Origin of the sequence: Rhodococcus sp. Chr-9, from assembly GCF_000801125.1 — a bacterium.
GTDB lineage: Bacteria > Actinomycetota > Actinomycetes > Mycobacteriales > Mycobacteriaceae > Rhodococcus > Rhodococcus pyridinivorans.
This window is the reverse complement of record NZ_JTIZ01000131.1, coordinates 84753-109845: the sequence shown is the minus strand read 5'-3', so window position 1 is coordinate 109845 and position 25093 is coordinate 84753. Positions and strand designations below refer to the sequence as shown.

Genomic DNA, 25093 nt, shown 5'->3' with positions numbered 1-25093 from the left:
CTTCGAGCCGGACCCCCACACCAGACCTCCGGTCGCGCCCGCGACCCGTGGTCGACGTGTGCCCGGACCGGCCCCGATCACGTCAGAAAGTGGGCACCGCCATGCTCGTCGTCCTCGGCTTCCTGATGGTCGCCACGTTCATGTACCTGATCATGTCGAAACGGGCCACCCCGGTCGTCGGCCTGATCCTGATCCCGGTCGCGTTCGGCCTGATCGCCGGAGCCGGCACCGACATCGGCGACATGATCGTCGACGGCGTCGAAAGTCTCGCCCCCACAGCGGCGCTGCTGTTCTTCGCGATCATCTTCTTCGGCATCATGATCGACGTCGGCCTGTTCGACCCCCTCGTGCGGCTCATCCTGCGGCTCGTGCGCGACGACCCGGCACGACTGGTGATCGGAACCGCTGTGCTGGCGATGGTCGTCTCCCTCGACGGGGACGGGTCCACGACGTTCATCATCACCACCTCCGCACTGTTGCCGCTCTACCTGAAACTGAAGGTCAGCCCGGTCGTCCTCACCGTCGTCGCGGGCCTGGCGAACGCCACGATGAACATCATCCCGTGGGGCGGGCCGACGGTCCGTGCAGCCAGCGCGCTCGGGTTGTCCCCGTCCGACGTGTTCGTCCCGATGATCCCGTCGCTCGTCGTCGGACTCGTGGTCGTGCTGGGCTTCGCTGCTCACCTGGGCTTCGTCGAACGTCGCCGTCTCGGAAAGCTCACGTGGAAGCCCGACCTGATGCCGCTCGGCGCTGGTCCGTCCGGAGTGGGTACGACGGTCGGAAAGGGCACCGATACGACCGACGGGGAGGTCGGTCGGTTGGCTGCCGGACTCGACCCCGACCGTCCGACCCTGCGTCCGCGTCTGCTGCCCTTCAACGCGATCCTCACGGTGGCGCTGCTCGTCGTCCTCGGCCTCGACATCCTGCCGATCCCCGTGCTGTTCATGATCGCCGCCGGTATCGCGCTGGCCGTGAATTTCCCTCGCGTCGTCGATCAGTCCGCCGCGATCGCACGCCATTCGTCGAGCATCGTGTCGGTCGTCGCGATGGTGTTCGCCGCCGCCGTCCTGACCGGCGTGTTCCAAGGCACCGGCATGGTCGAATCGATGGCGTTGTGGCTCACCGGCGTCGTCCCCGACGCACTCGGCCCGTTCCTCGCCGTCATCACCGGCCTGCTCAGCATCCCGATGACCTTCTTCATGACCAACGACGCCTTCTACTTCGGGGTGCTCCCGGTGCTGGCGGAGACGGCAGCGCAGTACGGCATCGAACCGGTCGAGATGGCGCGCGCATCGATCACCGGACAGCCCGTCCACATGCAGAGCCCGCTGGTCCCGGCGATTCTGCTGCTGGTGACCCTCGCCGGGGTGCCACTGGCCGACCATCACCGCAAGGTGCTGTGGCGCGCCGGAGTGGTGTCGGTCGTGATGCTCGTCGTCGGGGTGGTACTCGGGCAGATTCCGTTCGGATGAGATCGGCCCCGGGCCACACTGGACGGATGGGACGAACGGGAGCGACGCCGTGAAACTTCGCACCCAGGTACTTCTGCTCCAGTCCGCGGTGGTGGCGGTGGCACTCGGCATCGGATTCACGGTGTTCGCCACCACCACCGAGGACCGAGTCACCGACGAGCACGGTCAGCGGGCGCTCGCGATCGCACGGTCGGTGTCCGCGGACCCGACCGTGCGGGACGAGGTCGCACGCTATTCGGCCGCCGACGACGGGGTGGTTTCTCCGGACAACCCGGAACTCGCATCCGGTGCGGTGCAGGAGGCCGCCGAGGCCGTCCGCACCGCCACCGGAGCGTTGTTCGTCGTGGTCACCGACGACCAGGGACTCCGGCTCGCGCATCCCGATCCGGAGCAGCTCGGCCGGAGGGTGAGCACCGACCCCACCGAGGCACTCGCCGGACGGGAGGTCGTGACCAGCGAGTCGGGCACGCTCGGCGATTCGGTCCGGGCCAAGGTGCCGGTGAGCGATCCCGTCTCGGGCAGGGTGGTCGGGGAGGTGAGCGTCGGCATCGCCACCGACCGGGTGCGCGCCGACCTGCGCAGCGACCTCGCCGATGCCGTCCTGATCGCGCTCGCAGCACTCGTGTGCGGTGCTGTCGGATCGTTGCTGCTCGCCAACCGCTGGAAGCGGCTCACTCTGGGACTCGAACCCGAGCAGCTCACCGAGCTGGTCCGCGAACAGGAGGTCGTGCTGCACGGGATCTCCGACGGGGTCGTCGGCACCGACGCCCGCGGTATCGTCACCGTCGTCAACGCCGAGGCGCGTCGCCTGCTCGATCTCGACGACGGAATCGGTCGCAGTGTCGACACCCTCGGAATGACCCCGCGGTTGCTCGACGTGCTGCGCTCCGCGGAGGGCATCCCGGTCGCGGCGACCACCGGCGACCGGGTCGTCGTCGCCGTTTCGCGGCGTGTGGTGCGCGACGGCCGGGATCTCGGCACGGTGATGTCGGTGCGGGACCGGACCGACATCGAGGCGCTCACGCGCGAACTCGACGCGGTCAAGGCGATGAGTACGGCACTGCGGGCCCAACGGCACGAGTTCGCGAACCGGCTCCACCTGCTCGACGGACTGCTCCGCCGGGGGCATGCGGAGCAGGCGCTCGAGTACATCGAACAGATCCTCGGTTCGGGTCCGCTCGGTGAACAGCTCGAGGACATCGACGCGATCACCGACCCGTACCTGCACGCCTTCCTCGTCGCGAAGGCCGCGCATGCGCGCGAGCAGGGAGTCACGCTCGTGCTCGGCGAGAACACGTGGGCGCACGCCACCGTGCGGGCACCCGTCGACGTCACGACGGTGCTCGGCAACCTGCTCGACAATGCGATCGAGGCGGCACGCACGAGCGGGCGCGCTCCGGCCGAGGTCGAGGTGGAACTGATGGAGGACGGTGCCGACCTGCACGTGAGTGTCGCGGACACCGGCGACGGCGTCGATCCCGCGCTGCCCGACGTCTTCGCCGAGGGCGCAACGACCCGCAGCGATCCGACGGTGCCCGGTGGCCGGGGAATGGGGCTGGCGCTGGCACGGCGCATCGCGCGGCTGCACGGCGGCGACGTCGTGCTGGCGGACCGTGGCGGGCAGCGCACGCCGGAGAATCCGACCGGGGGTGCGGTCTTCCTGGCGACGCTGCCCGGGATGCTCGACGAAAGGGACACGGGATGGGCGGAACGGATCTGAAGGTCCTCGTCGTCGACGACGACTTCCGGGTCGCCGAACTCCACGCCTCCGTGGTCTCGGGTGTGGCGGGATTCGAGGTCTGCGCGGTCGCCGGGAGCATCGCGGCGGCCCGGGACGCCGTTCGGGCCGGTCCCGTCGATCTCGCCCTCGTGGACGTGTACCTACCGGACGGCTCCGGGATCGACCTGATCCGGAGCCTCGAATGCGACAGTTTCGTGCTCGGTGCCGCCGGCGAGGGCACGACGGTGCGCGCGGCACTCACCGCCGGTGCGCTGGTGTATCTGGTCAAGCCGTTCGCAAGCACCGAACTGGCCCGGCGGCTGGCGGCCTACGCGCAGTACCGCAGGGTCGTCGCGGGGGAGGAGCTCACCCAGACCGAGATCGACACGGCGCTGGCCGCACTGCGGCCGGTGTTGCCGGCCGCCCGCCCGGCACCCTCGCGTTCGATGACCGAAGAGCTCGTGATGCAGGCGCTCCGGGAATCACCGGAACCGATGTCGGCTGGGGAGGTGGCCGTGACGATCGGGGTGTCGCGCGCGACCGCACAGCGCTATCTCGCGGCGCTCGTCGCGAAGAAACGCCTGCGGATGCAGTTGCGCTACGGCACCACCGGCCGCCCCGAACAGGAATACCGGCCGCAGTGACACGAAGTCCCTGTGACGCGTCGCGCAGGGACGCTCCGCGTCAGCCGATCTGCGGTCCGAGCAGGTCGTCGGCGTCGGTGATCCGGTACGCGTAACCCTGCTCGGCGAGGAACCGCTGGCGATGCGCGGCGTATTCGGCGTCGAGGGTGTCGCGCGAGACCACGGAGTAGAAGTGGGCCTGCCCGCCGTCGTGCTTCGGACGCAGCAGCCGCCCGAGACGCTGGGCCTCCTCCTGACGCGAGCCGAAGGTGCCCGACACCTGGATCGCGACCGAGGCCTCCGGCAGGTCGATGGAGAAGTTCGCGACCTTCGACACGACGAGCACCTTCAGCTCGCCCGACCGGAACCGGTCGAACAGCGCCTCGCGTTCCTTCGTCTTCGTCGAACCCTTGATGACCGGGGCGTCGAGCGCTTCACCGAGCTCGTCGAGCTGATCGATGTAGGCACCGATGATCAGTGTCGGGGCGTCCTGGTGCTGCTCGAGGATCGACTTCACGACCGGGATCTTGGTGCGCGCGGTCGAGCACAGCTTGTACCGTTCCTCGGGCTCGGCGACCGCGTACGCCATGCGCTCGGCGTCGGTGAGGGTCACGCGGACCTCCACGCAGTCGGCGGGGGCGATCCAGCCCTGGGCTTCGATGTCTTTCCACGGCGCGTCGAACCGCTTCGGGCCGATGAGCGAGAAGACGTCGCCTTCGCGTCCGTCCTCGCGCACGAGGGTCGCGGTGAGACCGAGGCGGCGGCGGGACTGCAGGTCTGCGGTCATACGGAAGACCGGCGCCGGCAGCAGGTGCACCTCGTCGTAGATCATCAGCCCCCAGTCGCGGGAGTCGAACAACTCGAGATTGCGGTATTCACCCTTCGACTTGCGGGTGATCACCTGGTAGGTGGCGATGGTGACCGGGCGGATCTCCTTCTTCTCGCCCGAGTACTCGCCGATCTCGTCCTCGGTGAGGGAGGTGCGGGCGATCAGCTCGCGCTTCCACTGGCGCCCGGCGACCGTGTTCGTCACGAGGATGAGCGTCGTCGCGCCGGCCTTCGCCATCGCGGCCGCGCCGACCATCGTCTTACCGGCACCGCACGGCAGCACCACGACACCCGAGCCGCCCGACCAGAACGAGTCGGCGGCCAGTTCCTGGTAGTCGCGCAGGTGCCAGGGGTTCGTCTCGAAGTCCAGCGAGATCGAATGGGCCTCGCCGTCGACGTACCCCGCGAGGTCCTCGGCCGGCCAGCCGATCTTCAGCAGCATCTGCTTGACGCGTCCGCGCTCGCTCGGATGCACGATCACGGTGTCGTCGTCGATGCGCGCACCGAGCATCGGGGCGATCTTCTTGTTTCTCAGGACCTCGGCGAGCACCGCCCGGTCGAGGCTGACCAGGGTCAGGCCGTGGGCGGGGTTCTTGACCAGCTGGAGGCGCCCGTAGCGGCCCATGGTGTCGACGATGTCGACGAGCAGGGCCTGCGGGACGGCGAACCGGGAATGCGAGACCAGCGCGTCGACGACCTGCTCGGCGTCGTGACCGGCGGCACGGGCGTTCCACAATGCCAGCGGCGTCACCCGGTAGGTGTGGATGTGCTCGGGGGCGCGTTCGAGCTCGGCGAACGGTGCGATCGCCTGCCGCGCCTCGTTCGCCCGGTCGTGATCGACCTCGAGGAGCACGGTCTTGTCGGACTGGACGATGAGCGGTCCGTCGGCCACGAGTGCCTCCTGTGGATGGAAAGTAGAACTTTCCCATTCTCCAGGTTCGGGCCGTACCGCGCCACCACGACGGTGTACGGCCGTGCGTTCCCCCGTGGCGGGAACGCACGGCCGACCGGTTTCACGGCGTACTCACCGTGCGAGCGACTGCCGCACCTCCATCACGCACACCAGCGCCTCGGAGATACCGGACCGGTAGCCGGCGTCTTTCTCGGAGGTGGGAGGTCTCGAATCCAGCTCCGATTCGAGTCGTTCCTGGATCTTGTCCAGGGCATGCAGCGTCCGCTTCATTCCAGTACCGATTTTCTCTTTTCTCAGGCCGGCTGTTTCATCGCGCCGGCACGCTCGTCGAGAACGAACACCCGTGCACGCGCCAAGGCGGCGCGATATCCGTGCCGCTGTGCGTCGGTGCCCGTTTCCCGACCGGACAATCCACTTATCTTGTCGTACAGCGCTTCGAGCGCTGCGATTTCGAGATCCATGGCCTGCAACCGGATTCAGCTCCGCTTCCGCTTACGAATGAACTCGCCGGCTTCGGCGGCCTTCTGCCGCTTCTCCTGACGACGTTCCTTCAGGGACTTCGCTGGCTTCTTCGAATTCTTGCCCTTGTCGGCCATTGTCACTCCATCTTCGATGAACAACCACTCGACAAGACCACACCATACGTCATTTCCCGGAAAAAGCCAGTCGCTCGAATTATTCTGTGCGCCATCCGAACACGGCGCTGAAATGTTCCGTACTCCGGTGTCCGGAGTTGATTTCACCGTGCGCTGATCCCTGTCGGGAAGTTCCGCGCGGCCGATACCGTCACCGGCGATGCTGTGCAGACAGAGGACGTCCACAGCCCGGGCGGACGGGGGAGAGCGATGGGCCGGACCGTGATCGCAGGCCGCAGTGCCTCGCGTCGCGAACACCGTGGGTGTCGTGTCGTCCACCGATCGCGGTTCCGTGGCTGTCCGCACTGTCGCTGTTCTCCGTACCGTGACCGCTGATTTCGGGACTGCGGTTTCCGGGACTGCTGTCCTCGCGGTCGGGCCCGCGCTCGGGTTCCCGCTCGTCTTCCGGTGGCGCACGTCGGCGTATTCGCGCGATGTCGCGCCCCTCACTTTCGCAAGGAGTTCTCATGATCGTGTCCTCACTCGTGCGCTCTCGAAGATTGCGCGCTCCGATCGTCGTCGCGGCCGCACTGAGCGTCGTGCTCACCGGGTGCGCCGGCGGTTCGACCGGGGGATTGTCCGCCGACGCCGAAATCCCCGAGGAGATTCCACCGGGGACGTCGTTGAGCATTGCCGTCAAGCCCACCCGTATCCAGCTCGAAGCGACCGGTCGTATCGACGAGTTGCCGTTCACGGTGTCGGACTGGCCCGACGTCTCGGCCGGTCCCGACGTCATCCAGGCGTTCCGCGGCGACGCCGTCGACCTCGCGGTCAATGCGGCGATTCCTCCCATCCAGGCCCGTGCCACCGGGCTCGACGCCAGGATCGTCGCCGTACGCGAGAAGGATTCGCCGCAGTACTCGCTCGCGACGGCACCCGGTACAGACATCGATTCGTTGGACGACCTGCGCGGCAGGAAGATCGCGTTGTCGCCGGGGCAGGCCCAGGGTGTCGTCGTGCTCCGGACGCTGAAGTCGGCCGGAATCGGTCTCGACGAGGTGGAATTCGTCGAACTACCGAGCACGCAGTTCCTCACGGCGCTCCAGGCGAAGCAGGTCGACGTCGCACCGCTGGCGGAACCTACCCTCACGAAGTACCTGAACCAGTACGAAACCGAGGGTGCGCGAGGGGTGTTCACGCCCGAGGTCGACGCGTTGAGTGTTCTGTGGGCTCCGGTGTCCGTGCTCGAGGATCCCGCGAAGGTCGCGGCGATCAAGGAATTCATCCCTTTGTGGGCACAGGGTGACGTCTGGGCGTGGGAGAACCGGGACGAGTGGATTCGGAAGTACTACGTCGAGAGCGAGGGGGTGTCGTACGAGGACGGCAGGCGGATCGTCGAAACCGTCGGCCAGAAACCGGCATATCCCACCGACTGGGACTCCGCGATCGAATGGACGCAGGAGACCTCGGAACTGCTCGATGAGGCCGGATGGTTCGACGAGTTCGACGTCGAGCAGATCTTCGATCGCAGATTCGAAACGATTGCCGCGGAGTCGGTTCCGCAGGAGTACCGGAAGGGGTCGGATTCGTGACCGGCACACTGACACGGCCGGTGGAGGTCGGCGCCCGCCCACCGGACCCCACCGATCAGCCACCGACGGAGGGGATCAGGCCGCTCCGGCGGCTCGGTCTCCGCAAGGCCGTCCCGTTCTCGCGCATGACCGGCGTGGTTCTGCTGCTCGTCGTGTGGGCGATCGGGTCGGGTGCCGGATGGATCGACGACCGCAAGCTCTCCGCTCCCTGGACCGTGGTGACCAGCGCGGTCGAACTCGTCGCGGAAGGAACTCTGCAACAACACATCCTGGCATCGTTGAGCCGTGCCGTGCTGGGCTTCGTGATCGGATGTGTCATCGGCACCGCGCTCGCGCTCGCATCCGGCCTGACGCGCACCGGTGAAGCACTGATCGACGGCCCTGTGCAGTTCAAGCGTGCGATCCCGACGCTGGGTCTCATCCCGCTGCTGATCCTGTGGCTCGGCATCGGCGAGACCTTCAAGATCACGGTGATCGCACTCGGGACGGTCGTGACCATCTACATCCAGACGCACAACGCTCTCACGGCCCTCGAACAGCGCTACGTCGAACTCGCCGAGGTCCTCGCTCTCACTCGCGCACAGTTCGTGTGGAAGGTGGTGCTGCGAGGAGCGCTGCCCGGATTCTTCCTCGGTCTGCGCCTGGCGGTGACCGGTGCGTGGCTCACCCTGATCGTGGTCGAGAGCATCAACGCCGTGAGCGGCCTGGGCAAGATGATGTTCAACGCCCAGAACTACGGTCAGCCGGACGTCATCCTCGTCGGATTGCTCGTCTACGGCATCTTCGGTCTGGCATCCGACGCCGGTCTCCGGTTGGTCGAGCGTCGGGCGCTCGTCTGGCGGAAGACGCTGGGCGGATGAGCGCCGTACGCATCCGCGGCCTGATCCGCGGCTTCGGCGACCGGAACGTGCTCGACGGGCTCGACCTCGAGATCCCCGACGGACAGTTCGTCGCCCTGCTCGGCAGGAGCGGATCCGGGAAGTCCACCCTGCTGCGTGCGCTCGCCGGCCTCGACTACGACGTGGAGATCCGGGGCGGCGCCCTCGCGGTACCGGAGAAGGTCTCCGTCGCCTTCCAGGACTCCCGCCTGCTGCCCTGGCTGCGCGTGCTCGACAACGTCACGCTCGGGCTCGACAGGCAGGGCAGGAGCCGGGGATCCGAGATGCTGGCCGAGGTCGGCCTGGCCGGGCGCGAGGACGCCTGGCCGCTCGAACTCTCGGGCGGGGAGCAACAGCGTGTCGCGCTGGCCCGGGCCCTGGTGCGGGAGCCGCAGTTGCTGCTCGCCGACGAGCCGTTCGGCGCGCTCGACGCCCTGACCCGCATCAGGATGCACGGACTGCTCGACGACCTCGTCCGCGCGCACCGTCCCACCGTGCTGCTCGTGACTCACGACGTCGACGAGGCGATAGTGCTCGCCGACCGGATCGTCGTGCTGGACGAAGGGCGCCTCGCCGTCGACTGCCACGTGGATCTCGACAAGCCCCGTTCCATCACGGATCCCGGTTTCCGGGACATCCGTGAAGACCTCCACACCGCCCTCGGTGTCATCACGCAACTGTGACGAAAGACCTTTCACGACAGGAGAAGACATGACCGATCGTCGATTGCACCTCAACGCCTTCCTCATGCCCGTCGGCCATCACGAAGCGGCCTGGCGTCTGCCGGAGAGCGACCCGAACGCGAATCTCGACATTCAGCACTACATCTCGCTCGCCCGCACCGCCGAGCGTGGCAGGTTCGATTCGGTGTTCCTCGCCGACAGCCCCGTGCTGTTCGCGAATCCCGAACGGCGTCCGAGCGGCAAGCTCGAACCCACGATCATCCTCACCGCGATCGCGACGGCCACCGAGCGGATCGGTCTCATCGGGACCGCGTCGACGACCTACAACGAGCCCTACAACCTCGCGCGTCGATTCGCATCGCTGGATTTCGTCAGCGGGGGACGGGCCGGCTGGAACATCGTCACTACCGCCGGTGACGACGCCGCTCGCAATTTCGGTCTCGACGGCGTGCCGGCGCACAAGAGCCGCTACGCGCGGGCCGCCGAGTTCGTCGAGGTGTCGACCAAGCTGTGGGACAGCTGGGAGGACGACGCGATCGTCGCCGACAAGGAGGCGGCGATCCACGCCGACTCCGCGAAGGTCCACACCTTCGAACACGAGGGAGAGTTCTTCTCGGTGGCCGGGCCGCTCAACGTGCCGCGGTCGCCGCAGGGCTATCCGCTGCTCGTGCAGGCGGGCTCGTCGGAGAACGGCAAGGACTTCGCCGCGCTGTACGCCGAGGCGATCTTCACTGCTCAGCCCACCTTCGAGGAGGGCAAGGCGTTCTACGACGACGTGAAGGATCGGGTCGGCAAGGTCGGCCGCGACCCGCGGCAGGTGCTGATCCTCCCGGGCATCGTGCCCGTCATCGGCGATACGGAGAATGAGGCACGCGAACTCGACGCCGAACTGGCCCGGCTGATCTCGCCCGAGTACGCGCGCCACCAGCTCGCCGACCGGTTCGGGTTGCGGCCGGAGCAGCTTCCGCTCGACGAGCCGCTGCCGGAGAACCTGCCGTCCGAGGACGAGATCGAGGGAGCCAAGAGCCGGTACACGCTCATCGTGCAGCTCGCGCGACGGGAGAACCTCACGGTGCGGCAGCTCATCGAACGACTCGGCGGCGGTCGCGGCCATCGAACCTTCGCGGGCACGGCCGAGCAGGTGGCCGACACGATCGAGCACTGGTTCCACAGCGCCGCGGCCGACGGCTTCAACATCATGCCCGCCGTGCTGCCGTCGGGGCTCGAGAAGTTCGTCGACGGTGTGGTGCCGATCCTGCAGGAGCGCGGTCTGTTCCGCACCGAGTACACCGAATCCACCCTGCGTGGGCACTACGGGCTCCCACGGCCGGAGAACCAGTTCACCGTCGGCGGGGCGTTCGTGGGGTTCGCGACGCAGCGCTGAGCCTCTCCGCCCACGGGCCGGTGGTGGGCGGTTCCAGGCGATGCTCGATCAACCGCACCCGGGTCCGTCGTCAGTCGACCAGCGCCACCGACGTGACGCGGTGCAGGACGAAGCTGCGCACCGAGCCGGTCGCCGGGTCGAAGGCCTGCACCTGCCCGCCGCCCACCGACACCGGGTCGACGATGCGGCGCGTCGCCACACCCTGAGCGTCGACGTAGCCGAGGGTGACGCTGCGCTTGCCGTGCACGGCCAGTTGCAGCAGCGCGAGCGTCGCCGCACCGCCGGACCGGCTGCCGTCACCACGTGCCGAGGCCGTCGGTGTCGCGGACTCCGCACGGTCGCCGGCGCGCAGCGTGCGCACGAGGGTGTCGAGCTGCTCGTCGCTCGGCGCGGTGGGCCCGGCATAGCGGGCCCGGGCACGCGGCATCGCGACGCGGGCACCCCGGGGCCGTAGATCCACGATCGCTCCCGATGCGTCCTCCCCGGCGGGAGCGAAACCAGCGGCGCGCAGCTCGGTGAGCACCTCGGCAAGAGGCGCCTGCGAGATCGCGACGGTCGGGGCGACCGCGCGCAGGGCGAGCGTGGCGGCGACCGGGGCGGACAGTACCTCGGTGAGCAGAGCCGGATCGTCGGCGCGGACGAAGGACGTCGCCACACCGGCCCGCAGGCGTCCGTGGCGACGCGCGACGTCGTCGATCAGGTAGGTGAGCGACTGCGGCACCGGGGTGCGCGAATGCGTCGCGAACAGGCCGTGCAGGTCGCTCGCGCCGAGCCCGGCGTCGAGCGCGCGCCGGATACTGCTCTCGCCGATCCGGTAGACGGTCGCGGCACCGGCCGATTCGACGTCGGCGACGAGCGCGATCCGCTCGCCGAGTTCGGGGACGAGCGGTCCGGGGGCGACGACCGTGAGGTCGGCCTGGACGAGCACGTAGTCGACGGGTTCGGGGAGCACCGCTGCCATCTCGGCCTCGGCGTCGCCGCCGTGCAGCAGCGCCTTGCCCGGCGACGCGAGCATGCCGTGCGCGACGAGACCGAGTGTCGTCGCCTCGCGCACGGTCTCCACGACGCTCGTCGTGTCGAAGCGACTCGCCCAGCGAGGACGACGCCACGCCGCAGCGGTACGCAGGTCGGCGACGTCCGTGCCCGCCGCCGGCACGTCGGAGAGGGCGTCGAGCAGCAACCGTCGGTCGCGGGCGGCAGTAGGGGACTTCACCTCGTCGGACAGCGCGGCGACCGGCTTGTCGTTCTGGTCGCGCCGGCCGATCAGCCAGGGCCGGCGCGGCAGATCGAGCCAGGCACCGGCGAGCACGGCCCAGCGGTAGGCGGGGGAGGACGCGAGCCACGCGTCGGTGGCGGTGGTCGGTGCCCAGTGATCGTCGTCCCCCGGTGTCGGCGGATCGGGGAGGCCCCGCGCGATCAGACCGGCACCCGCGAGGACCTCGACGACGAGCGCCGTCTCGTCGTCGTCGAGTCCGACCGCCTTCCCGATGCGATGCAGTTCGCGGACACCGAGCCCACCGGCCTTGAGGACGGGGGCGGCTTGCGCACCGAGGGTGTCGAGAACGTCTTCGCAGTGCCGCAGCAGTTCGAGGGCGGCGCCGCCGGCGGTCGCATTGACGTCGGCGGTCGATCGGGTGGGTTTCGGTGCGCGCGGGGGAGCGAGCGCCGCCGGATCGAAGGGAGCGTCGTCGCGCAGTGCCTGGCCCACCCGGTGGGGGAGTTCGACGGTCTCGTCGTCGATGCGGAAGAGCAGTCCGGCGGCGAGCAGTTTCTGCACGGGCCGGTCGGCGGGGGTGTCCGGTGCGGCGTCGCGGGTCCGACCGATCGGGGACGTACGCGACAGGGTGTCGAGGATGCTGCGCTGCTCGGGCGGAAGAGCCGCGAGGAGGTCGTCGAGCTCCTGCCGGGACGGTCCGGTGACGTCGCCGGTGCGTCCGACGCGCCACGGAACGGCGTCCACGGCGGCGGCGACGAGACGCAGTTCGTCGGTGGACCCCCACACGAGCAGCAGCGAGCGCAGGGTGGACAGGATCCGGTCGAGATTCCTCGCGCTGATGCGGCCGGAGACCTCGTCGAGCACGGCGGCGCGGGAGACGGGGGTGTCCACCGCTCCGAGACGGGCCAGCACCTCGATGATCCCGAAGGCGGCGGTGTCGAGTTCGTCGGCCGCACGGAACACCGAGGCGCGTTGCTGAGCCCGGCTCGCGAGCACGTTCATGCTCGCCGGTGGCGGCACTACGAGATCCGGACGGGCGCGCAGCGTGGCGGCCAGATCCGTGTCGCGTCGACCTGCCAGCCAGCGGGCGAGGGAGTCCGAGGCGGTGTCGGGAGCGGGCGTGGTCGGGGACATCCCCTCCAGATTAGAGACCTGCGGTAGCAGGCCCCGAACTCACCTGCCAAAATGAGCGCATGGCTACCTCTTCGAAAAAGCATTACGTCGACCACGGATGGCCCGAGCTGGCCGACGGTGAGCACGCTGTCACCGAACTGTCGTCCACGCGTTCCGGTCCGCTCTCCCCGTACGGTGAGGACACCGTGTTCCCGTTGCCGGTCGAGGACCTGCCCTACACGCATCCGAAGACGGTGATCAACCGCTGATCCGATCGCGGATCACCGAACAGACTCTTCCGTACGGCGCCCGGTCCCTTCGTGGGGGCCGGGCGTCGTCGTGTGTGAGGGATGAACGAAGGTCGTCCGCATATGCGGAAGGGCCTCGCACCGTGAACGGTGCGAGGCCCTTCCGGGATGTTCGGGGTGTTACTGCGGGAGCACCGCGCGAACGGCGTCCAGGATGTTCGGGTCGAGCTCGACACCGGCGTCCTGGAGTGCGGTGACGCCCTGCTCGAAGCCGGCCAGGATGCCCTGGACCTCGGCGGGGACAGCGGGGGTCTCCGGAAGCTGCGGGACAGCGTTCTGGATGGCCGGCGCAGGGGTCTCGGCGGGCGCTGCGTCGACGGAGCGCTGCGTGGGCGCGCTCGACAGGCCGAGGCTCGACGAGCAGGAGGGCCATGCGCCCCAGCCCTGGCCGGCGAGGACACGCTCGGCGACGGCGATCTGCTGCTCGCGGCTGGCCTGGCTGGCCGAGGCGGCGTATTCCTGGCCGCCGTAGGCGTTCCAGGTGCTCGGCGAGAACTGCAGGCCACCGTGGTAGCCGTTGCCGGTGTTGATTCCCCAGTTGCCGCCGGACTCGCACTGTGCGAGGCGGTCCCAGTCGGAGTCGGGGGCGGCAGCGGCCGTGCCGCTGAACGCGACACCCGTGACGCCGAGGACTGCGCCCGTCAGCGCGAACTTCGCGACGGTACGACCGGTATTGGTGGGCTTGCGATGGCGTCCGCTCATGTCGGTTCCGTGTTCCTCTCCGTACGCACCTACGAGGTCAGCTGTCGGGTTCGGGCTGAAGAGGTCGCCCGGCCGTGTCGCTCCGTTGGGAGCGCCTTCGGCTTCACCCCGAGGACCGTCGCACTTGCGTCGGCCCGGGCCTCCTGGACACCGTCCGGCTGTGGGCCGATCGGTTCCTGGGAGACCGGTGGGTCCCCCGTTTCCTGTCCCCTGTGGATCGTTCGTCGGGACTTCCGGAACCACGGGACAGGAATTTGGCGCGGCGGTTCCGGACCGGTCGAGCCAGGCGGTTCGACCGGACATGACGGTAACGGTTCCGAGGGCGAAGTGTCACCAATTGATAACGCGCCGATTCGTGTGGCGACAGACGTGTGTGGCGCGGACCGGGGAATGAAGTCCCAGGTAGTGGGGTCCGGGTACCCGAAATTTCGTTTCGAGTCCTGCTCGTTATCGGCTCGTTATGTGAGAAAGATCACATGTAACTCGGACGGGCATCCACATGAACGATCTCCTTCCCCAGGGGCATCAGGGAGATCGGGATCATCTTCAGGTTGGCGACGGCGAGCGGGATGCCGATGATCGTGACGGCCATGGCGAGCGCGGTTGCGATGTGGCCGAGGGCCAGCCAGATACCGGCCACCAGGATCCAGATGACGTTGCCGATCAGCGACATGGTGCCGGCCGTCGGCTTGTCGACCGTCGTCTTGCCGAACGGCCAGAGCGCGTAGATACCGATCCGGAACGACGCGATGCCGAACGGGATGGTGATGATGAGGATGCAGCAGATCAGACCTGCCGCGAAGTAGCCGAGCGCGAGCCACAGCCCGCCGAAGATCAACCAGATGATGTTGAGCAGGATCCTCATGTCCGGTCTCCGTTCCGAGCGCGCCGGCCCGAGCGCAGCGCGAAGGCGATGGCGAGGGCGAAACCCAACGGCCATGCGAGGGTCAACAGATACAGCGCGAGTCCGGGCGTGCCGTCGGTGACCGCCGGAATGAGGAAGATGGCGACGACCGCCACCACACCGACGACGAAGCAGGCGATCGCGGCCTTCAGGAGGCCGTTACGCGGGGCGGCAGACGAATCCGAAGATGAAGTACCCACGTGACCACGGTAGTCGCCGCAAGGACGGACGGTGACGTCCGGGAGCGGGAAGACGATTCGGGGGCGGACCCACCTCTGCGGGTACACTGACAGGTGTCTACGCGTCCCGCTCGACCGAGCGGGGCGCGTTGTTTTGCATGGTAAACGGGTTGCCCCACTGTGGGGCACAGCTTTCGAGGAGCAGGTGAGCGCGGTGCCGACCGGCAAGGTGAAGTGGTACGACGTCGAGAAGGGCTTCGGCTTCCTGTCCCAGGACGAGGGTGAGGACGTCTACGTCCGCGCCTCGGCACTGCCGGAGGGAGTGGAAGCGCTCAAGCCCGGTCAGCGCGTCGAGTTCGGTATGGCGGTGGGCCGCCGGGGTCCGCAGGCGCTGAAGGTCGAGCTCCTCGAGCAGCCCACGTTGCGGCAGGGTCGCCGCGAGGCTCCCGCCCAGCAGAAGCGCCGCGCGCCGGACGAACTGCACGGCATGGTCGAGGACATGATCAAGCTGCTCGAAGCAGCGGTCCAGCCCGATCTGCGGCGCGGGCGTTACCCCGACCGCAAGACCGGGCAGCGCATCTCCGAGGTCATGCGGGCGATCGCGCGCGAGCTCGATCACTAGGGACGAACCACGACGGGCCGTCCTCGCCGTGTGCGAGGACGGCCCGTCGTCGTATGCGGGGTCGGGACTCAGAACGTCTTGACGGCCCACACGGCGTGCGCGATCGGTTCACCGGCCTCGTCGACGACGGCCGACGGCAGCTGGATCTCCACTCCGAGCAACTGCAGCTCCGGGGAGCTCTCCACGGTGAGGGTGCGGCGTGCACCGGCCTCGAACATCGCGCCGTCGATGTAGGTCTGCCCGGTCTGCGTGTCGCCGTAGACGGTGAGGATGCGCCACGGAGCATCGGCGATCTCGTTCGGAAGCGACAGCTGCAGCGGGTAGCCGGCCGGCACGTCGAGCTGACCGATCGGGTTCTCCACGCAGTCCTCGAGATAGAGATTGCAGTGCTGCGCGGGATCGACCGTCACGGTCTTTCCCCGTGCGTACGCGGTGATGGTGGGGAGCGTGGGCTCGGCCGAATCGACCAGTTTCCACACCGTGGCGGCGACTCCCGCTACCACGACCACCAGGGCCACCAGCAGCAGCGCGAGAGTCTTCTTCGTCCGGGCCTGCAACTCAACTGTTCCAATCTTCGGTGGGGGATCCACCGGCGCGCCTCCGCCCGGCAGCCGTCTCGGTGGAGACGCGTTCGGGTCGACGGCCGCCGAATCCCGGCAGCAATGTCCCCCCACGGTATGTCAGCACCGTCTGCGCGAATCCGAGAACCAGCACGACGGAGACCACAGCGAACCCGAGCCACAGTTCGGTCGGCAACAGCACACCCATCGCTCCGCCGAACACCCAGCTGAGCTGGAGAACCGTCTCGGACCTGCCGAATCCGGACGCGATGGACTCCTCGGGAAGGTCCTGCTGGAGCGATGCGTCGAGCGAGACCTTGGCCAGCGCGCTGGCGCACGCCGCCACGAGCGCCGCCAGCGCGGCGGCCAGGACGTTGCCGGTCGCAGCGACGACGGCGGACACGACGACGACCGCGGCAGTGCACCGCACGACGATGAGAGCGGGCCGTCCGAGCGCGAGTCGCGCTCCGGTCGCGTTGCCCGCGAAGTTGCCGACCGCGGCGGCGGCACCGACACCACCGAGCATCGCGGCCTGCATGAGCGGATCCTGTCCGGTGGTGTTCTTCGCGACGAACGCCATGAACAAGGTCAGGAAGCCGGTGAGGATGCGGATCGTGCCGTTGCCCCACAGTCCGGTCACCACCGCCCGTCCCAGCGGCTGCTTCCGTTTCCCGGACTTGGTGACGATCACCTCGGTCACGGTGTCGGCGTTCAGCACCTCGGTGCGCGCGTCGGAGCGGTGGTACGACAGCGTCGCCGGCACCTCACCCTCGGTGACCTCGACCCAGGCGGGGATACGCATGCTCAGATAGGCGCCGAATGCGGTAATCCCGGCGCACAGCCACAGTGCGCCCGACGAACCGAATGCCCATGCCGCGGCCGCCGCGATCGCGCCGGCACCGATCGTGCCGCCGACCAGGCCGAAGACCGTCAACCGGGAGTTCACCCGCACCAGATCGATCTCCGGTGGCAGGACTCTGGGTGTCACCGCGGATTTGAGCACCGCGAACGATTTGCTCAGCACCATCATGCCGAGCGCCGCCGGATACAACAGCCAGCTGTCGAAGTTGAACACCAGCACTACCGCGAGCACCGTGCGCAGCGCGAAGGACGTCGCCAGCGCGACGCGACGACCGTGCTGCAACCTGTCGAGCAGCGGCCCGATGAGCGGGGCGATGATCGCGAACGGCGCGATCGTGATGAGCAGATACAGCGCGACCTTCGTCCTGTCCTCACCGGTGGCCGCCGAGAAGAACAGGGTGTTCGCGAGCGCGACGGCGATGGCCGCGTCGGAGGCGAAGTTCGCCATCGTCGCGTAGGTGAGCGCCGTCAGGCCCGACTTGTCGGCGCCGTCGGCCGTGGCCGCTCGGCGGAAGGTCGCGATGCCCTTCGAGGTGAGTTCGCGGCTGCGCAGGGCCGCGACCCGCGTCACCGTCAGTTTCCGCGGCATGCGCGGAGCGCGCGGTGAGTCGGTCTCGGACGAGGACTCCGCCCGACCGGCCGCCGACGCACCCGGCGGTCGGCGCGGATGGTCGACGGGATGCAGGGGCGGCAGGGGAGTGCGACGGCCCGAGACGCGGCGCGGAGGCGGATAGTTGCTGTACCCCGGATGCTGCGAACCCGGGACACGGCCGTCCGCTCCCTCGGGGGCGGGTCGCTCGTCCGGTTCGGTCACGTCTTCGATTCTTCCCCACGCGATAGCGGCTGTAACACAAGGGCGGCACGTGGCCCGAGTGACGCGTGCCGCGATCGGTATGCCACCCGGATCACTCCACGAAACGCACTTCGAACAGCGTCGGCCAGTACTTGCCCGTCACCAGGAACCGATCGGTCCCGGGGATCCGTGCGATGCCGTTGAGGACGTCCACATCGGCTCCCGCGGGCAGCCGATCACGCAGCGGAGCCGCGTCGACCCGGGCCTCCACACGGCCCGAGGCCGGATCGATCAGCACGATCTCGTCCGTCTGCCACACGTTCGCCCAGACCCTGCCGTCCTCGGCGCACTCGAGTTCGTTGAGCTTCGACACGGCACGTCCGTCCCGGTGCACGGTGACGCGCCCGAGTTCGTCGAAGGTGACGGGGTCGCGGAAGATCAGCTCGGCCGAGCCGTCGCTCATCACCAGACGGCCGGGTTGCGCGCACAGCCCCCAGCCCTCGCCGTCGTAGTCGACCCGGCGCTTCTCGAGCAGGGTGTCGCGATCGCGGAGGACGGCCGTGCCGTCCTTCCAGGTCAGCTGCCACACCTCGTCGCCGACCACGGTGATGCCCTCACCGAAGAGGTCGTCGAGGACGGGTTCGCGGGTGCGCTCGGTCTCGGCGAGGGTGACGGTCCCGCCGTCGAGGTCGACCTCTCGGGCCGACACCCACGAGCGCCCGGCCCGGCCGGTGCCTTCGAGCAGTTCGCCCTCGTCGATCTCGAGGCCCTGGGTGAACGCCTCCGGATCGTGGGGGTGCGTGGCGACGACTTCCACACCGAGTTCGGTGGCGGGTGGACCGGGTTCGGCGACGAGATCGTCGCCGCATCCGGCGGTGGTGACGCAGACGACCGTCGCGACCGCGGCCGAGAGGAGAAGACGGGGCACGCGCCCATCCTGCACCTCGCGTGTGAGCGGTGCCTGTACGACCTTCCGCGACCCGCAGGCGCCGGAGCAGACAGGTCAGGCAGAATGGGGGTCGTGAGTGTTGCCTCTGCTTCCACTTCCCGAGGAACGAACCCCGTGGTCGATCCGGCGGTGCGTTCCGTGCTCGCCGACGCCGTCGACCTCGCTCGGGCCGCACTCGACGAACTCGGAGACGGTGGAGTCGGCGCCTATCTGGGCGTGACGCGCGAGGACGAGTGCTCGGCCACCCATCGTTTCGCCTCGGAGCTGCCGGGTTACCGCGGTTGGCAGTGGGCCGTCGTCGTGGCCGCCGCCCCGGATTCGGATCGGGTGACTGTGAGCGAACTCGTGCTCCTGCCCGGTCCCGACGCGCTCGTCGCCCCCGCGTGGGTGCCGTGGAGCGAGCGGATCCGTCCCGGCGATCTGGGTCCCGGCGACCTGCTGGCTCCCGCTCCCGACGACGTGCGCCTGGTTCCCGGCTACATGCTGTCCGGCGACCCCGAGGTCGATGAGACCGCCCTCGAGATCGGGCTGGGCCGCAAGCAGGTCATGAGTCTGGAAGGTCGCCTCGAGGCAGCGCAGCGCTGGTTCGACAGCGAATACGGTCCCGACTCGGAGATGGCGAAGGCCGCTCCGTCCTCGTGCCGCCTGTGTGGTTTCTATCTTCCGCTCGCAGGATCGCTGCGTGCGGCCTTCGGCGTCTGCGGCAACGAGTTCGCCGCCGACGGTCACGTCGTGCACGCCGAGTACGGATGCGGCGCGCATTCCGACACGACCCTGCCCACCGGCGCCGGTTCGCCGATCTACGAGGCGTTCGACGATTCGGCAGTGGAGGTCGTCGAGGTCGGACCGGCCGGCTCGGCGCCTGCGGAGTCCGCGACCACGGAGGTCGTGAGCACCGAGGTCGTGAGTACCGAGGTCGTGAGCACCGAGTCCACGCCGACCGATTCCACGGACGAGCTCGCCCCCGAGTCGTCCGCGTCCGAGCCGTCCCCGTCCGAGTCGGAACAGACCGACTGACGTGACCCGGCCGGACCCCGCGGATCCGTTCGGGACCGCGGCGTTACGCGAAGGGATCCTCGCGGCCTGGTCGTCGTCGCCCACCCGTCTGCGCGAGGACGCGGCGACCGAGGCCGATCATGTCCGCGCGGGTTACCGCGACCGCGTGTTGACCGAGCTCGCCCAGAACGCCGCCGACGCCGCCGCGCGTGCCGATGTACCGGGTGAGCTGCGTGTCTGGTTCGCCGACGGCCGTCTCCACGTCGCGAACATCGGTGAGCCGCTCCACGAGGGCGGTGTCCACGCGCTGACCGCACTGCGCTCGTCGAACAAGACCGGCGCCGGATCCACCGTGGGGCGGTTCGGTGTCGGCTTCACGGCGGTGCTGTCGGTCTCCGACGACATCGAGGTGCGTTCGCGCACCGGTTCGCTCCACTTCTCGGCCGAGCGCACCCGCGCGGTGCTGGCCGAGCGGAACCTGCCCGAGCCGGAGTCGGGTGTCCCGGCGCTGCGCCTCGTGTGGCCGACGGAGGCCCCGCCGGCGACCGGCAGCGACACCGAGGTCGTGCTGACCCTGCGCCCCGGGGTGGACCCGGTCGCACTGCTCGACGCCTTCCGATCCGAGGCCCACGACATCCTGCTCGAACTCCCGGGCTTGCACACCGTCCTCGTCGCCGACGACGAATTCACCCGTCACCGGCGCGAACTCGACAGCGGCCTGTGGGAGGTGCGGATCGGCGATCGCACCTGGTGGGAGTTCACCGGAGCGTCGGCGCGATGGCTGGTGCCCGTCGTCGACGGGCGGGTCGACCCGGTCCGCAGCGATGTCCTGCGTGCCCCCACCCGCTCCGACGAGGAGCTGTCACTTCCCGCGATCGTCGTCGCCGACGTCGCCATGCAACCCGACCGGAGGCGCGTGCTTCCCGGAGCCCACGTCGAGAACGTCGCCCGCGGATACGCGCGGTTCGTCGCGGCTCTGCCCGCCGAGCAGCGACTCGACCTCGTGCCCCTGCCGGGTTTCGCGCGCAGCGAGGTCGACGAACGCATCCGCGAGGCGATCCTCGACGAGTTGGCCGCCGGCGCGTGGCTTCCCGCCGCCGACCGCAGCGCCGATCTGGTGCCCGACCGGGCCGTCGCACTTCCCGGTCTCACCGACGACCTCGCCGACGTCCTCGGCGAGGTGGTCCCGGGGCTCGTGATCCCCGAGTTGTGCGGGCCGCGACATGCGTCCGCGCTGTCCGCCGTCGGCGTGCACCGGCTCGGTCTCGCGCGACTGGCCGAACTGCTCTCCGGGCACGAACGCGATCCGAAGTGGTGGAACCGCCTGTACGAGGCGCTCACTCCGCTCGTCGTCGACGCGGTCGCGGCCGAGGAACTCGCATCGCTGCCGGTTCCGCTGTCGGACGGACGGACCGTGACCGGCCCGCGTACGGCCGTTCTCGCAACGCAACTGCAGGATATCGGCCCGGTGTCCATGCCCTGGGTGCGTCTCGTCCATCCCGACGCCGCGCATCCGCTGCTCGCCCGGCTCGGAGCCGGCACCGTGACGGTCGAGGACCTGCTCGCCGACCCGGCGCTCGTCGCGGCCGTCGAGGACACCGATCCCGACGACCTCCACCCGGAGGGCGACCTCCCGGCCGGTGAGCTCGCCGACGTCGTGCTGCGACTGGTGCCGCTCGTGTCGCCCGCGGCCGTGCCCCGCGAACTCGGGGCGCTGCTGCTGCCCGACACCCACGGCGACCTCGTCCCCGCCGACGAACTCCTGCTTCCCGGTGCACCGCTCGCAGAAGTACTCGTCGAGGACGCGCCCTTCGGCACCGTCGACCCGTCCGTCGTCGACCGGTACGGGGCCGACGCCCTGCGGGCGATCGGTGTGGGCTGGGGATTCACGGTCCTGCGTGCGGAACTGCCGACCGGCCCCGACCACGATCTGCCCGACGAACACCTGTGGTGGGAGCGGCTCGACGACGATCCCGAGGTGCTCGTCGCGGTGCGCGACCTCGATCTCGTCGACGATCGCCGCTGGTCGCGGGCGTTGACCCTGCTGGCCGCCGAGCCCGCGACGGCCGAAGCGATCGCCGACCCCGCCGGATATACGGCGTGGTATCTGCGCACCCGCGCGTCGCTCGACGGCCGGCCTCTGGGCCACTACCGGTTCGCCGACGACACCCTTTTCGAAGGTCTGCTCGATCCCTGTACCCACCCCGACGCATCGGCCTTCCGCAGCGCCCTCGCCGGAACGCGGATCGACGACATCGAACTGGCACAGACACTGCTCGACCGGCTCGCGGACGACAGCAGGTCGCCGGGGCCGGCCGCGATCGTCGCCGCGCACGACGCGCTCGCCGCGGCGTTCTCGTCGGGTGGTCTCGATCCCGAGTCGGTCACTCTGCCCGACGGGGTGCGCAGCCTGTCGGGTGTCGTCGTCGACGCAGCCGACGCTCTCGTACCCGACCGTCCGTGGTTCGCGGCCGCGATCCCGCACGACCGCCTCGTCACCGGCGGCAGGGGAACCGCCCACGCGCTCGCGGACGTGCTCGACATCGCCGTGGCGTCCGCGGTGGTCGACGCCGAACCCGTCGAGCAGGGGAGGAGTTCGACGTGGGAGCGCGAACCGGCCGCGGTCCTGGCCGGAATCGTCGCCGGGGTGCCGCTTCCGCGCGGCGTACTCGCGCTGCACGACCGACTCGTCCTCCGCTGCTCCGGAGCCCTGACCGGTGAGGTCGAGGTCCCGTGGTGGGTCGACGCGGCCGGCACCGTCCACAGCACACCGATCGGCCTGGCCGCGGCACTCACCGCGCTCACGGCTCCGGACGTGAGAACCGAACCGTGACGCTCGATGCCGCGGTGCTCGACTGGATGGTGTCGCTCCGCGAGCCGTGGCTGACCACCGCGGTGACCGCACTCACCCACACAGGCGGGGGAGTCGCGACGAGCCTGATCGCCGCGGCGACGACGCTGCTGCTGGTGCGGGCCGATCGTCTGTCCGACGCCGTCCTCGTCGCCGGAGCGGTCCTCACGGGCTGGCCGTTGATGGTGTTGCTCAAGAATCTGTTCGGCCGTGTCCGGCCACCGGAACCCGAACGGCTCCTGGCCCTGCGCACCGAGTCGTTCCCGTCCGGACACGCGATGACCAGCGCAGTTCTGGCCACGGTGCTCGTCGCGGTCGTCGTGCGCACGTGGCCGCGCGGCGATCGCCGCCGGACCGCCGCGACGATCGCGCTCGCCGGTTACACCGTCGTGATCGGGCTCTCTCGCGTCTACCTCGCGGCGCACTGGTTCACCGATGTCGTCGCAGGCTGGATCTTCGGGATCACATGGGCCCTGCTGTGGGTGTGGTTGATCACTCGGGTGCGGATCCGTCGCTGACACCGCTGTGGGCTTGTCGCGGACGGCCGTGGGCGAGGGTCAGTCCAGCCCCGCCTGGGCACCCCGGTCACCGCGTCGGGCGGCGCGACGCTGCAACAGGAAGAGCGCAGTTCCCAGCAGCCCCACCACGATTCCCGCCACGCAGACCGGAAGCACATCGTCCCGGAGTTCGCCGCCCACCACCGCCACGACGACGGTCGCCACCACCCACAGACCGGTTCCCACGGCAAGCGCGGGGCGAGGGTCGGCGAGGCGTCGGATGCGGACTGCGACGAGCTGGGCGGGTTCCACGGTTTGCAGATTAGTTCCTTCGCGCTGCAATAATCGGTTCCCGTTGCGACGCCCCGTACTCGACGAGCGGATTTGTGGACATGGCCGTAGGCACCGACTCCAAGCGAACGTCCTTCCTGGACACCTATTTCAAGATCACCGAACGCGGTTCCACCGTGTCCCGAGAGGTGCGTGGCGGCATCGTCACGTTCTTCGCGATGTCGTACATCGTGGTCCTCAACCCGCTGATCCTCGGTAGCTTCTCCGCCGAGGACGCGAGCGCGAAGATCGACGTGATGGGCAACATCCTGCCCATCAACCAGGTCGCCGCCGTCACCGCGCTGGTCGCCGGCTTCATGAGCATCGTCTTCGGTGTGGTCGCCAACTATCCGTTCGCCATCGCCGCCGGCCTCGGCATCAACAGCCTGCTGGCGGTGACCATCGCGCCGCAGGTCACCTGGCCCGAAGCGATGGGCCTGGTGGTCATCGACGGCATCATCATCGTCGTGCTGGCCCTGACCGGTTTCCGCACCGCGGTCTTCAACGCGATCCCGGCAGAACTCAAGGCCGCCATCGCTGCCGGTATCGGCGCCTTCATCGCCATGATCGGCCTCGTCGACGCCGGCTTCGTCCGCCGCATCCCCGACGCCGCCGGCACCACCGTCCCTGTCGGCCTGGGCATCGACGGCTCCATCGCGTCGTGGCCGACCTTCGTCTTCGTCGTCGGTGTGCTGCTCATGGGTGTGCTCGTCGCACGCAAGGTGCGCGGCGGACTGCTGATCGGCATCGTCGCCACGACGATCCTGTCGATGATCATCGAGGCCATCGCCGACGTCGGCCCGTCGCTGGGCACCAACCCCAAGGGCTGGAACCTCAGCACCCCCGACGCCCCCGACTCCTTCTTCGGCATCCCGAACCTGAGCCTCGTCGGCAACGTCGACCTGTTCGGCGCGTTCACCCGCATCGGCGTGATCGCCGCGACCCTGCTCGTGTTCACGCTCGTCCTCGCGAACTTCTTCGACGCCATGGGCACCATGACCGGCCTCGGCAAGGAAGCCGGCCTGGCCGACAAGAACGGCACCCTGCCCGGCATCGGCAAGGCCCTCGTCGTCGAGGGCACCGGCGCCATCGTCGGTGGTGGCGCTTCCGCCTCGTCGAACACGGTGTTCGTCGAATCGGCCTCGGGTATCGCGGAAGGAGCCCGCACCGGCCTGGCCAACGTGGTCACCGGCGTGCTGTTCCTGCTCGCGATGTTCCTGACCCCGCTGTACGAGGTGGTCCCGATCGAAGCGGCCGCTCCGGCTCTCGTCGTGGTCGGTGCCCTGATGATCGGCCAGGTCCGCGACATCGACTTCTCGGTGTTCGCTGTGGCGCTGCCGGCCTTCCTGACCATCATGGTCATGCCGTTCACCTACTCGATCGCCAACGGCATCGGCGTCGGCTTCATCACCTGGGTGATCCTGCACGCCGCGAGCGGCAAAATCCGCACCATCCATCCGCTGATGTGGATCGTCGCAGTGCTGTTCGCCCTGTACTTCTCGGTCGATCCGCTCACGGAACTGCTCACCTAGGCAGCCGACGCG

The 25093-nt window shown here is 69.0% G+C and carries 25 protein-coding genes and 1 riboswitch; of the genes, 13 read left to right on the top strand and 12 right to left on the bottom strand.

The genetic code is table 11. From position 1 onward, the window contains the following. Positions 1 to 101 precede the first annotated feature (101 nt). From QR64_RS23590 to QR64_RS23580, 3 genes are read left to right on the top strand one after another with little or no spacing between them, the layout of a single operon-like run. Positions 102 to 1472 carry a CitMHS family transporter gene (locus QR64_RS23590; RefSeq protein WP_024103076.1) on the top strand — a complete coding sequence of 457 codons (1371 nt, stop codon included), beginning with the start codon at positions 102 to 104 and terminating at the stop codon, positions 1470 to 1472. A 49-nt stretch (positions 1473 to 1521) separates the two neighbouring features. Further along, the gene (locus tag QR64_RS23585) at positions 1522 to 3192 is read left to right on the top strand and encodes a sensor histidine kinase (RefSeq protein ID WP_039587566.1); all 1671 of its coding nucleotides are present in this window, start codon (positions 1522 to 1524) and stop codon (positions 3190 to 3192) included. Beyond that, a complete protein-coding gene (locus tag QR64_RS23580; protein WP_006551688.1) occupies positions 3174 to 3836 on the top strand; it encodes a response regulator in 663 nt (220 codons plus the stop codon). Before QR64_RS23585 ends, QR64_RS23580 begins: the two co-directional genes overlap by 19 nt. A 40-nt stretch (positions 3837 to 3876) precedes the next feature. Here the strand turns inward: QR64_RS23580 and QR64_RS23575 are convergent, their stop codons facing one another. The 4 genes from QR64_RS23575 to QR64_RS27090 all read right to left on the bottom strand — a co-directional run bounded on the left by QR64_RS23575 (position 3877) and on the right by QR64_RS27090 (position 6470). Then, positions 3877 to 5535 (bottom strand): DNA repair helicase XPB, encoded by a 1659-nt coding sequence (locus tag QR64_RS23575; RefSeq protein ID WP_039587564.1) that lies wholly within the window; start codon positions 5533 to 5535, stop codon positions 3877 to 3879. Between the two features lie 132 nt (positions 5536 to 5667). Beyond that, on the bottom strand, positions 5668 to 5826 hold the full coding sequence (locus QR64_RS27220; protein ID WP_019289943.1) for a hypothetical protein: 159 nt from the start codon (positions 5824 to 5826) through the stop codon (positions 5668 to 5670). Positions 5827 to 5849: 23 nt separating this feature from the next. Continuing rightward, on the bottom strand, positions 5850 to 6017 hold the full coding sequence (locus tag QR64_RS27215; RefSeq protein WP_019289942.1) for a hypothetical protein: 168 nt from the start codon (positions 6015 to 6017) through the stop codon (positions 5850 to 5852). 15 nt (positions 6018 to 6032) lie between these two features. Then, positions 6033 to 6470 (bottom strand): hypothetical protein, encoded by a 438-nt coding sequence (locus QR64_RS27090; protein WP_152641002.1) that lies wholly within the window; start codon positions 6468 to 6470, stop codon positions 6033 to 6035. A 188-nt stretch (positions 6471 to 6658) separates the two neighbouring features. On the opposite strand from QR64_RS27090, the gene QR64_RS23570 reads away from it, so the two are divergent. From QR64_RS23570 to QR64_RS23555, 4 genes are read left to right on the top strand one after another with little or no spacing between them, the layout of a single operon-like run. Then, complete coding sequence (locus QR64_RS23570) at positions 6659 to 7723, top strand: ABC transporter substrate-binding protein (RefSeq protein WP_019289940.1); 1065 nt, start codon at positions 6659 to 6661, stop codon at positions 7721 to 7723. Further along, positions 7720 to 8583 (top strand): ABC transporter permease, encoded by an 864-nt coding sequence (locus QR64_RS23565; RefSeq protein WP_039587562.1) that lies wholly within the window; start codon positions 7720 to 7722, stop codon positions 8581 to 8583. Before QR64_RS23570 ends, QR64_RS23565 begins: the two co-directional genes overlap by 4 nt. Next, a complete protein-coding gene (locus QR64_RS23560; protein WP_039587705.1) occupies positions 8559 to 9284 on the top strand; it encodes an ABC transporter ATP-binding protein in 726 nt (241 codons plus the stop codon). Before QR64_RS23565 ends, QR64_RS23560 begins: the two co-directional genes overlap by 25 nt. 28 nt (positions 9285 to 9312) lie before the next feature. Next, positions 9313 to 10668 (top strand): LLM class flavin-dependent oxidoreductase, encoded by a 1356-nt coding sequence (locus QR64_RS23555; protein WP_006551683.1) that lies wholly within the window; start codon positions 9313 to 9315, stop codon positions 10666 to 10668. A gap of 70 nt (positions 10669 to 10738) precedes the next feature. On the opposite strand, the gene QR64_RS23550 is transcribed toward QR64_RS23555, so the two are convergent. Continuing rightward, positions 10739 to 13018: a helicase-associated domain-containing protein gene (locus QR64_RS23550; protein WP_006551682.1), complete on the bottom strand. Its 2280-nt coding sequence runs from the start codon at positions 13016 to 13018 to the stop codon at positions 10739 to 10741. Positions 13019 to 13077: 59 nt separating this feature from the next. Here QR64_RS23550 and QR64_RS23545 point away from each other — a divergent pair, with 59 nt between their 5' ends. Beyond that, positions 13078 to 13266: a hypothetical protein gene (locus QR64_RS23545; RefSeq protein ID WP_006551681.1), complete on the top strand. Its 189-nt coding sequence runs from the start codon at positions 13078 to 13080 to the stop codon at positions 13264 to 13266. 159 nt (positions 13267 to 13425) lie between these two features. Here the strand turns inward: QR64_RS23545 and QR64_RS23540 are convergent, their stop codons facing one another. The 3 genes from QR64_RS23540 to QR64_RS23530 form a co-directional block, all read right to left on the bottom strand. Beyond that, positions 13426 to 14007, bottom strand: coding sequence for a transglycosylase family protein (locus tag QR64_RS23540; protein ID WP_006551680.1), 582 nt, complete (start codon positions 14005 to 14007; stop codon positions 13426 to 13428). Positions 14008 to 14017: 10 nt separating this feature from the next. Beyond that, positions 14018 to 14152, bottom strand: a riboswitch (cyclic di-AMP (ydaO/yuaA leader). 327 nt (positions 14153 to 14479) lie between these two features. Next, positions 14480 to 14872 (bottom strand): YccF domain-containing protein, encoded by a 393-nt coding sequence (locus QR64_RS23535; RefSeq protein WP_006551679.1) that lies wholly within the window; start codon positions 14870 to 14872, stop codon positions 14480 to 14482. Beyond that, positions 14869 to 15111: a hypothetical protein gene (locus tag QR64_RS23530; RefSeq protein WP_024103084.1), complete on the bottom strand. Its 243-nt coding sequence runs from the start codon at positions 15109 to 15111 to the stop codon at positions 14869 to 14871. Before QR64_RS23530 ends, QR64_RS23535 begins: the two co-directional genes overlap by 4 nt. A 193-nt stretch (positions 15112 to 15304) precedes the next feature. Here QR64_RS23530 and QR64_RS23525 point away from each other — a divergent pair, with 193 nt between their 5' ends. Continuing rightward, positions 15305 to 15712, top strand: a complete 408-nt coding sequence (locus tag QR64_RS23525) for a cold-shock protein (RefSeq protein ID WP_006551677.1) — start codon at positions 15305 to 15307, stop codon at positions 15710 to 15712. 68 nt (positions 15713 to 15780) lie between these two features. Here QR64_RS23525 and QR64_RS23520 read toward each other — a convergent pair whose 3' ends face one another. The 3 genes from QR64_RS23520 to QR64_RS23510 form a co-directional block, all read right to left on the bottom strand. Then, complete coding sequence (locus QR64_RS23520) at positions 15781 to 16269, bottom strand: DUF2771 domain-containing protein (RefSeq protein ID WP_006551676.1); 489 nt, start codon at positions 16267 to 16269, stop codon at positions 15781 to 15783. Position 16270: 1 nt separating this feature from the next. Beyond that, the gene (locus QR64_RS23515; protein WP_006551675.1) at positions 16271 to 17947 is read right to left on the bottom strand and encodes an MFS transporter; all 1677 of its coding nucleotides are present in this window, start codon (positions 17945 to 17947) and stop codon (positions 16271 to 16273) included. A 91-nt stretch (positions 17948 to 18038) separates the two neighbouring features. Next, positions 18039 to 18854 (bottom strand): glutaminyl-peptide cyclotransferase, encoded by an 816-nt coding sequence (locus QR64_RS23510; RefSeq protein ID WP_006551674.1) that lies wholly within the window; start codon positions 18852 to 18854, stop codon positions 18039 to 18041. Between the two features lie 135 nt (positions 18855 to 18989). On the opposite strand from QR64_RS23510, the gene QR64_RS23505 reads away from it, so the two are divergent. Genes QR64_RS23505 through QR64_RS23495 form a run of 3 tightly spaced genes read left to right on the top strand, consistent with a single transcriptional unit; the run spans position 18990 to position 23240 of the window. After that, the gene (locus QR64_RS23505) at positions 18990 to 19892 is read left to right on the top strand and encodes a DUF3027 domain-containing protein (RefSeq protein WP_039587559.1); all 903 of its coding nucleotides are present in this window, start codon (positions 18990 to 18992) and stop codon (positions 19890 to 19892) included. A 1-nt stretch (position 19893) separates the two neighbouring features. After that, positions 19894 to 22704: a sacsin N-terminal ATP-binding-like domain-containing protein gene (locus QR64_RS23500; RefSeq protein WP_039587557.1), complete on the top strand. Its 2811-nt coding sequence runs from the start codon at positions 19894 to 19896 to the stop codon at positions 22702 to 22704. Continuing rightward, positions 22701 to 23240 (top strand): phosphatase PAP2 family protein, encoded by a 540-nt coding sequence (locus tag QR64_RS23495; RefSeq protein ID WP_039587555.1) that lies wholly within the window; start codon positions 22701 to 22703, stop codon positions 23238 to 23240. Before QR64_RS23500 ends, QR64_RS23495 begins: the two co-directional genes overlap by 4 nt. A 39-nt stretch (positions 23241 to 23279) precedes the next feature. Here the strand turns inward: QR64_RS23495 and QR64_RS23490 are convergent, their stop codons facing one another. Next, positions 23280 to 23531, bottom strand: coding sequence for a DUF2530 domain-containing protein (locus tag QR64_RS23490; protein ID WP_039587553.1), 252 nt, complete (start codon positions 23529 to 23531; stop codon positions 23280 to 23282). An 80-nt stretch (positions 23532 to 23611) separates the two neighbouring features. Between QR64_RS23490 and QR64_RS23485 the strand changes: the two genes are divergently transcribed. Continuing rightward, positions 23612 to 25081, top strand: a complete 1470-nt coding sequence (locus tag QR64_RS23485) for an NCS2 family permease (RefSeq protein WP_039587704.1) — start codon at positions 23612 to 23614, stop codon at positions 25079 to 25081. Positions 25082 to 25093 lie beyond the last annotated feature (12 nt).

Coding starts and splice junctions, on each gene's coding strand:
- QR64_RS23590 (WP_024103076.1), top strand. CDS start 102: ATGCTCGTCGTCCTCGGCTTCCTGATGGTCGCCACGTTCATGTACCTG.
- QR64_RS23580 (WP_006551688.1), top strand. CDS start 3,174: ATGGGCGGAACGGATCTGAAGGTCCTCGTCGTCGACGACGACTTCCGG.
- QR64_RS27220 (WP_019289943.1), bottom strand. CDS start 5,826: ATGAAGCGGACGCTGCATGCCCTGGACAAGATCCAGGAACGACTCGAA.
- QR64_RS27215 (WP_019289942.1), bottom strand. CDS start 6,017: ATGGATCTCGAAATCGCAGCGCTCGAAGCGCTGTACGACAAGATAAGT.
- QR64_RS23570 (WP_019289940.1), top strand. CDS start 6,659: ATGATCGTGTCCTCACTCGTGCGCTCTCGAAGATTGCGCGCTCCGATC.
- QR64_RS23555 (WP_006551683.1), top strand. CDS start 9,313: ATGACCGATCGTCGATTGCACCTCAACGCCTTCCTCATGCCCGTCGGC.
- QR64_RS23550 (WP_006551682.1), bottom strand. CDS start 13,018: ATGTCCCCGACCACGCCCGCTCCCGACACCGCCTCGGACTCCCTCGCC.
- QR64_RS23545 (WP_006551681.1), top strand. CDS start 13,078: ATGGCTACCTCTTCGAAAAAGCATTACGTCGACCACGGATGGCCCGAG.
- QR64_RS23540 (WP_006551680.1), bottom strand. CDS start 14,007: ATGAGCGGACGCCATCGCAAGCCCACCAATACCGGTCGTACCGTCGCG.
- QR64_RS23535 (WP_006551679.1), bottom strand. CDS start 14,872: ATGAGGATCCTGCTCAACATCATCTGGTTGATCTTCGGCGGGCTGTGG.
- QR64_RS23485 (WP_039587704.1), top strand. CDS start 23,612: ATGGCCGTAGGCACCGACTCCAAGCGAACGTCCTTCCTGGACACCTAT.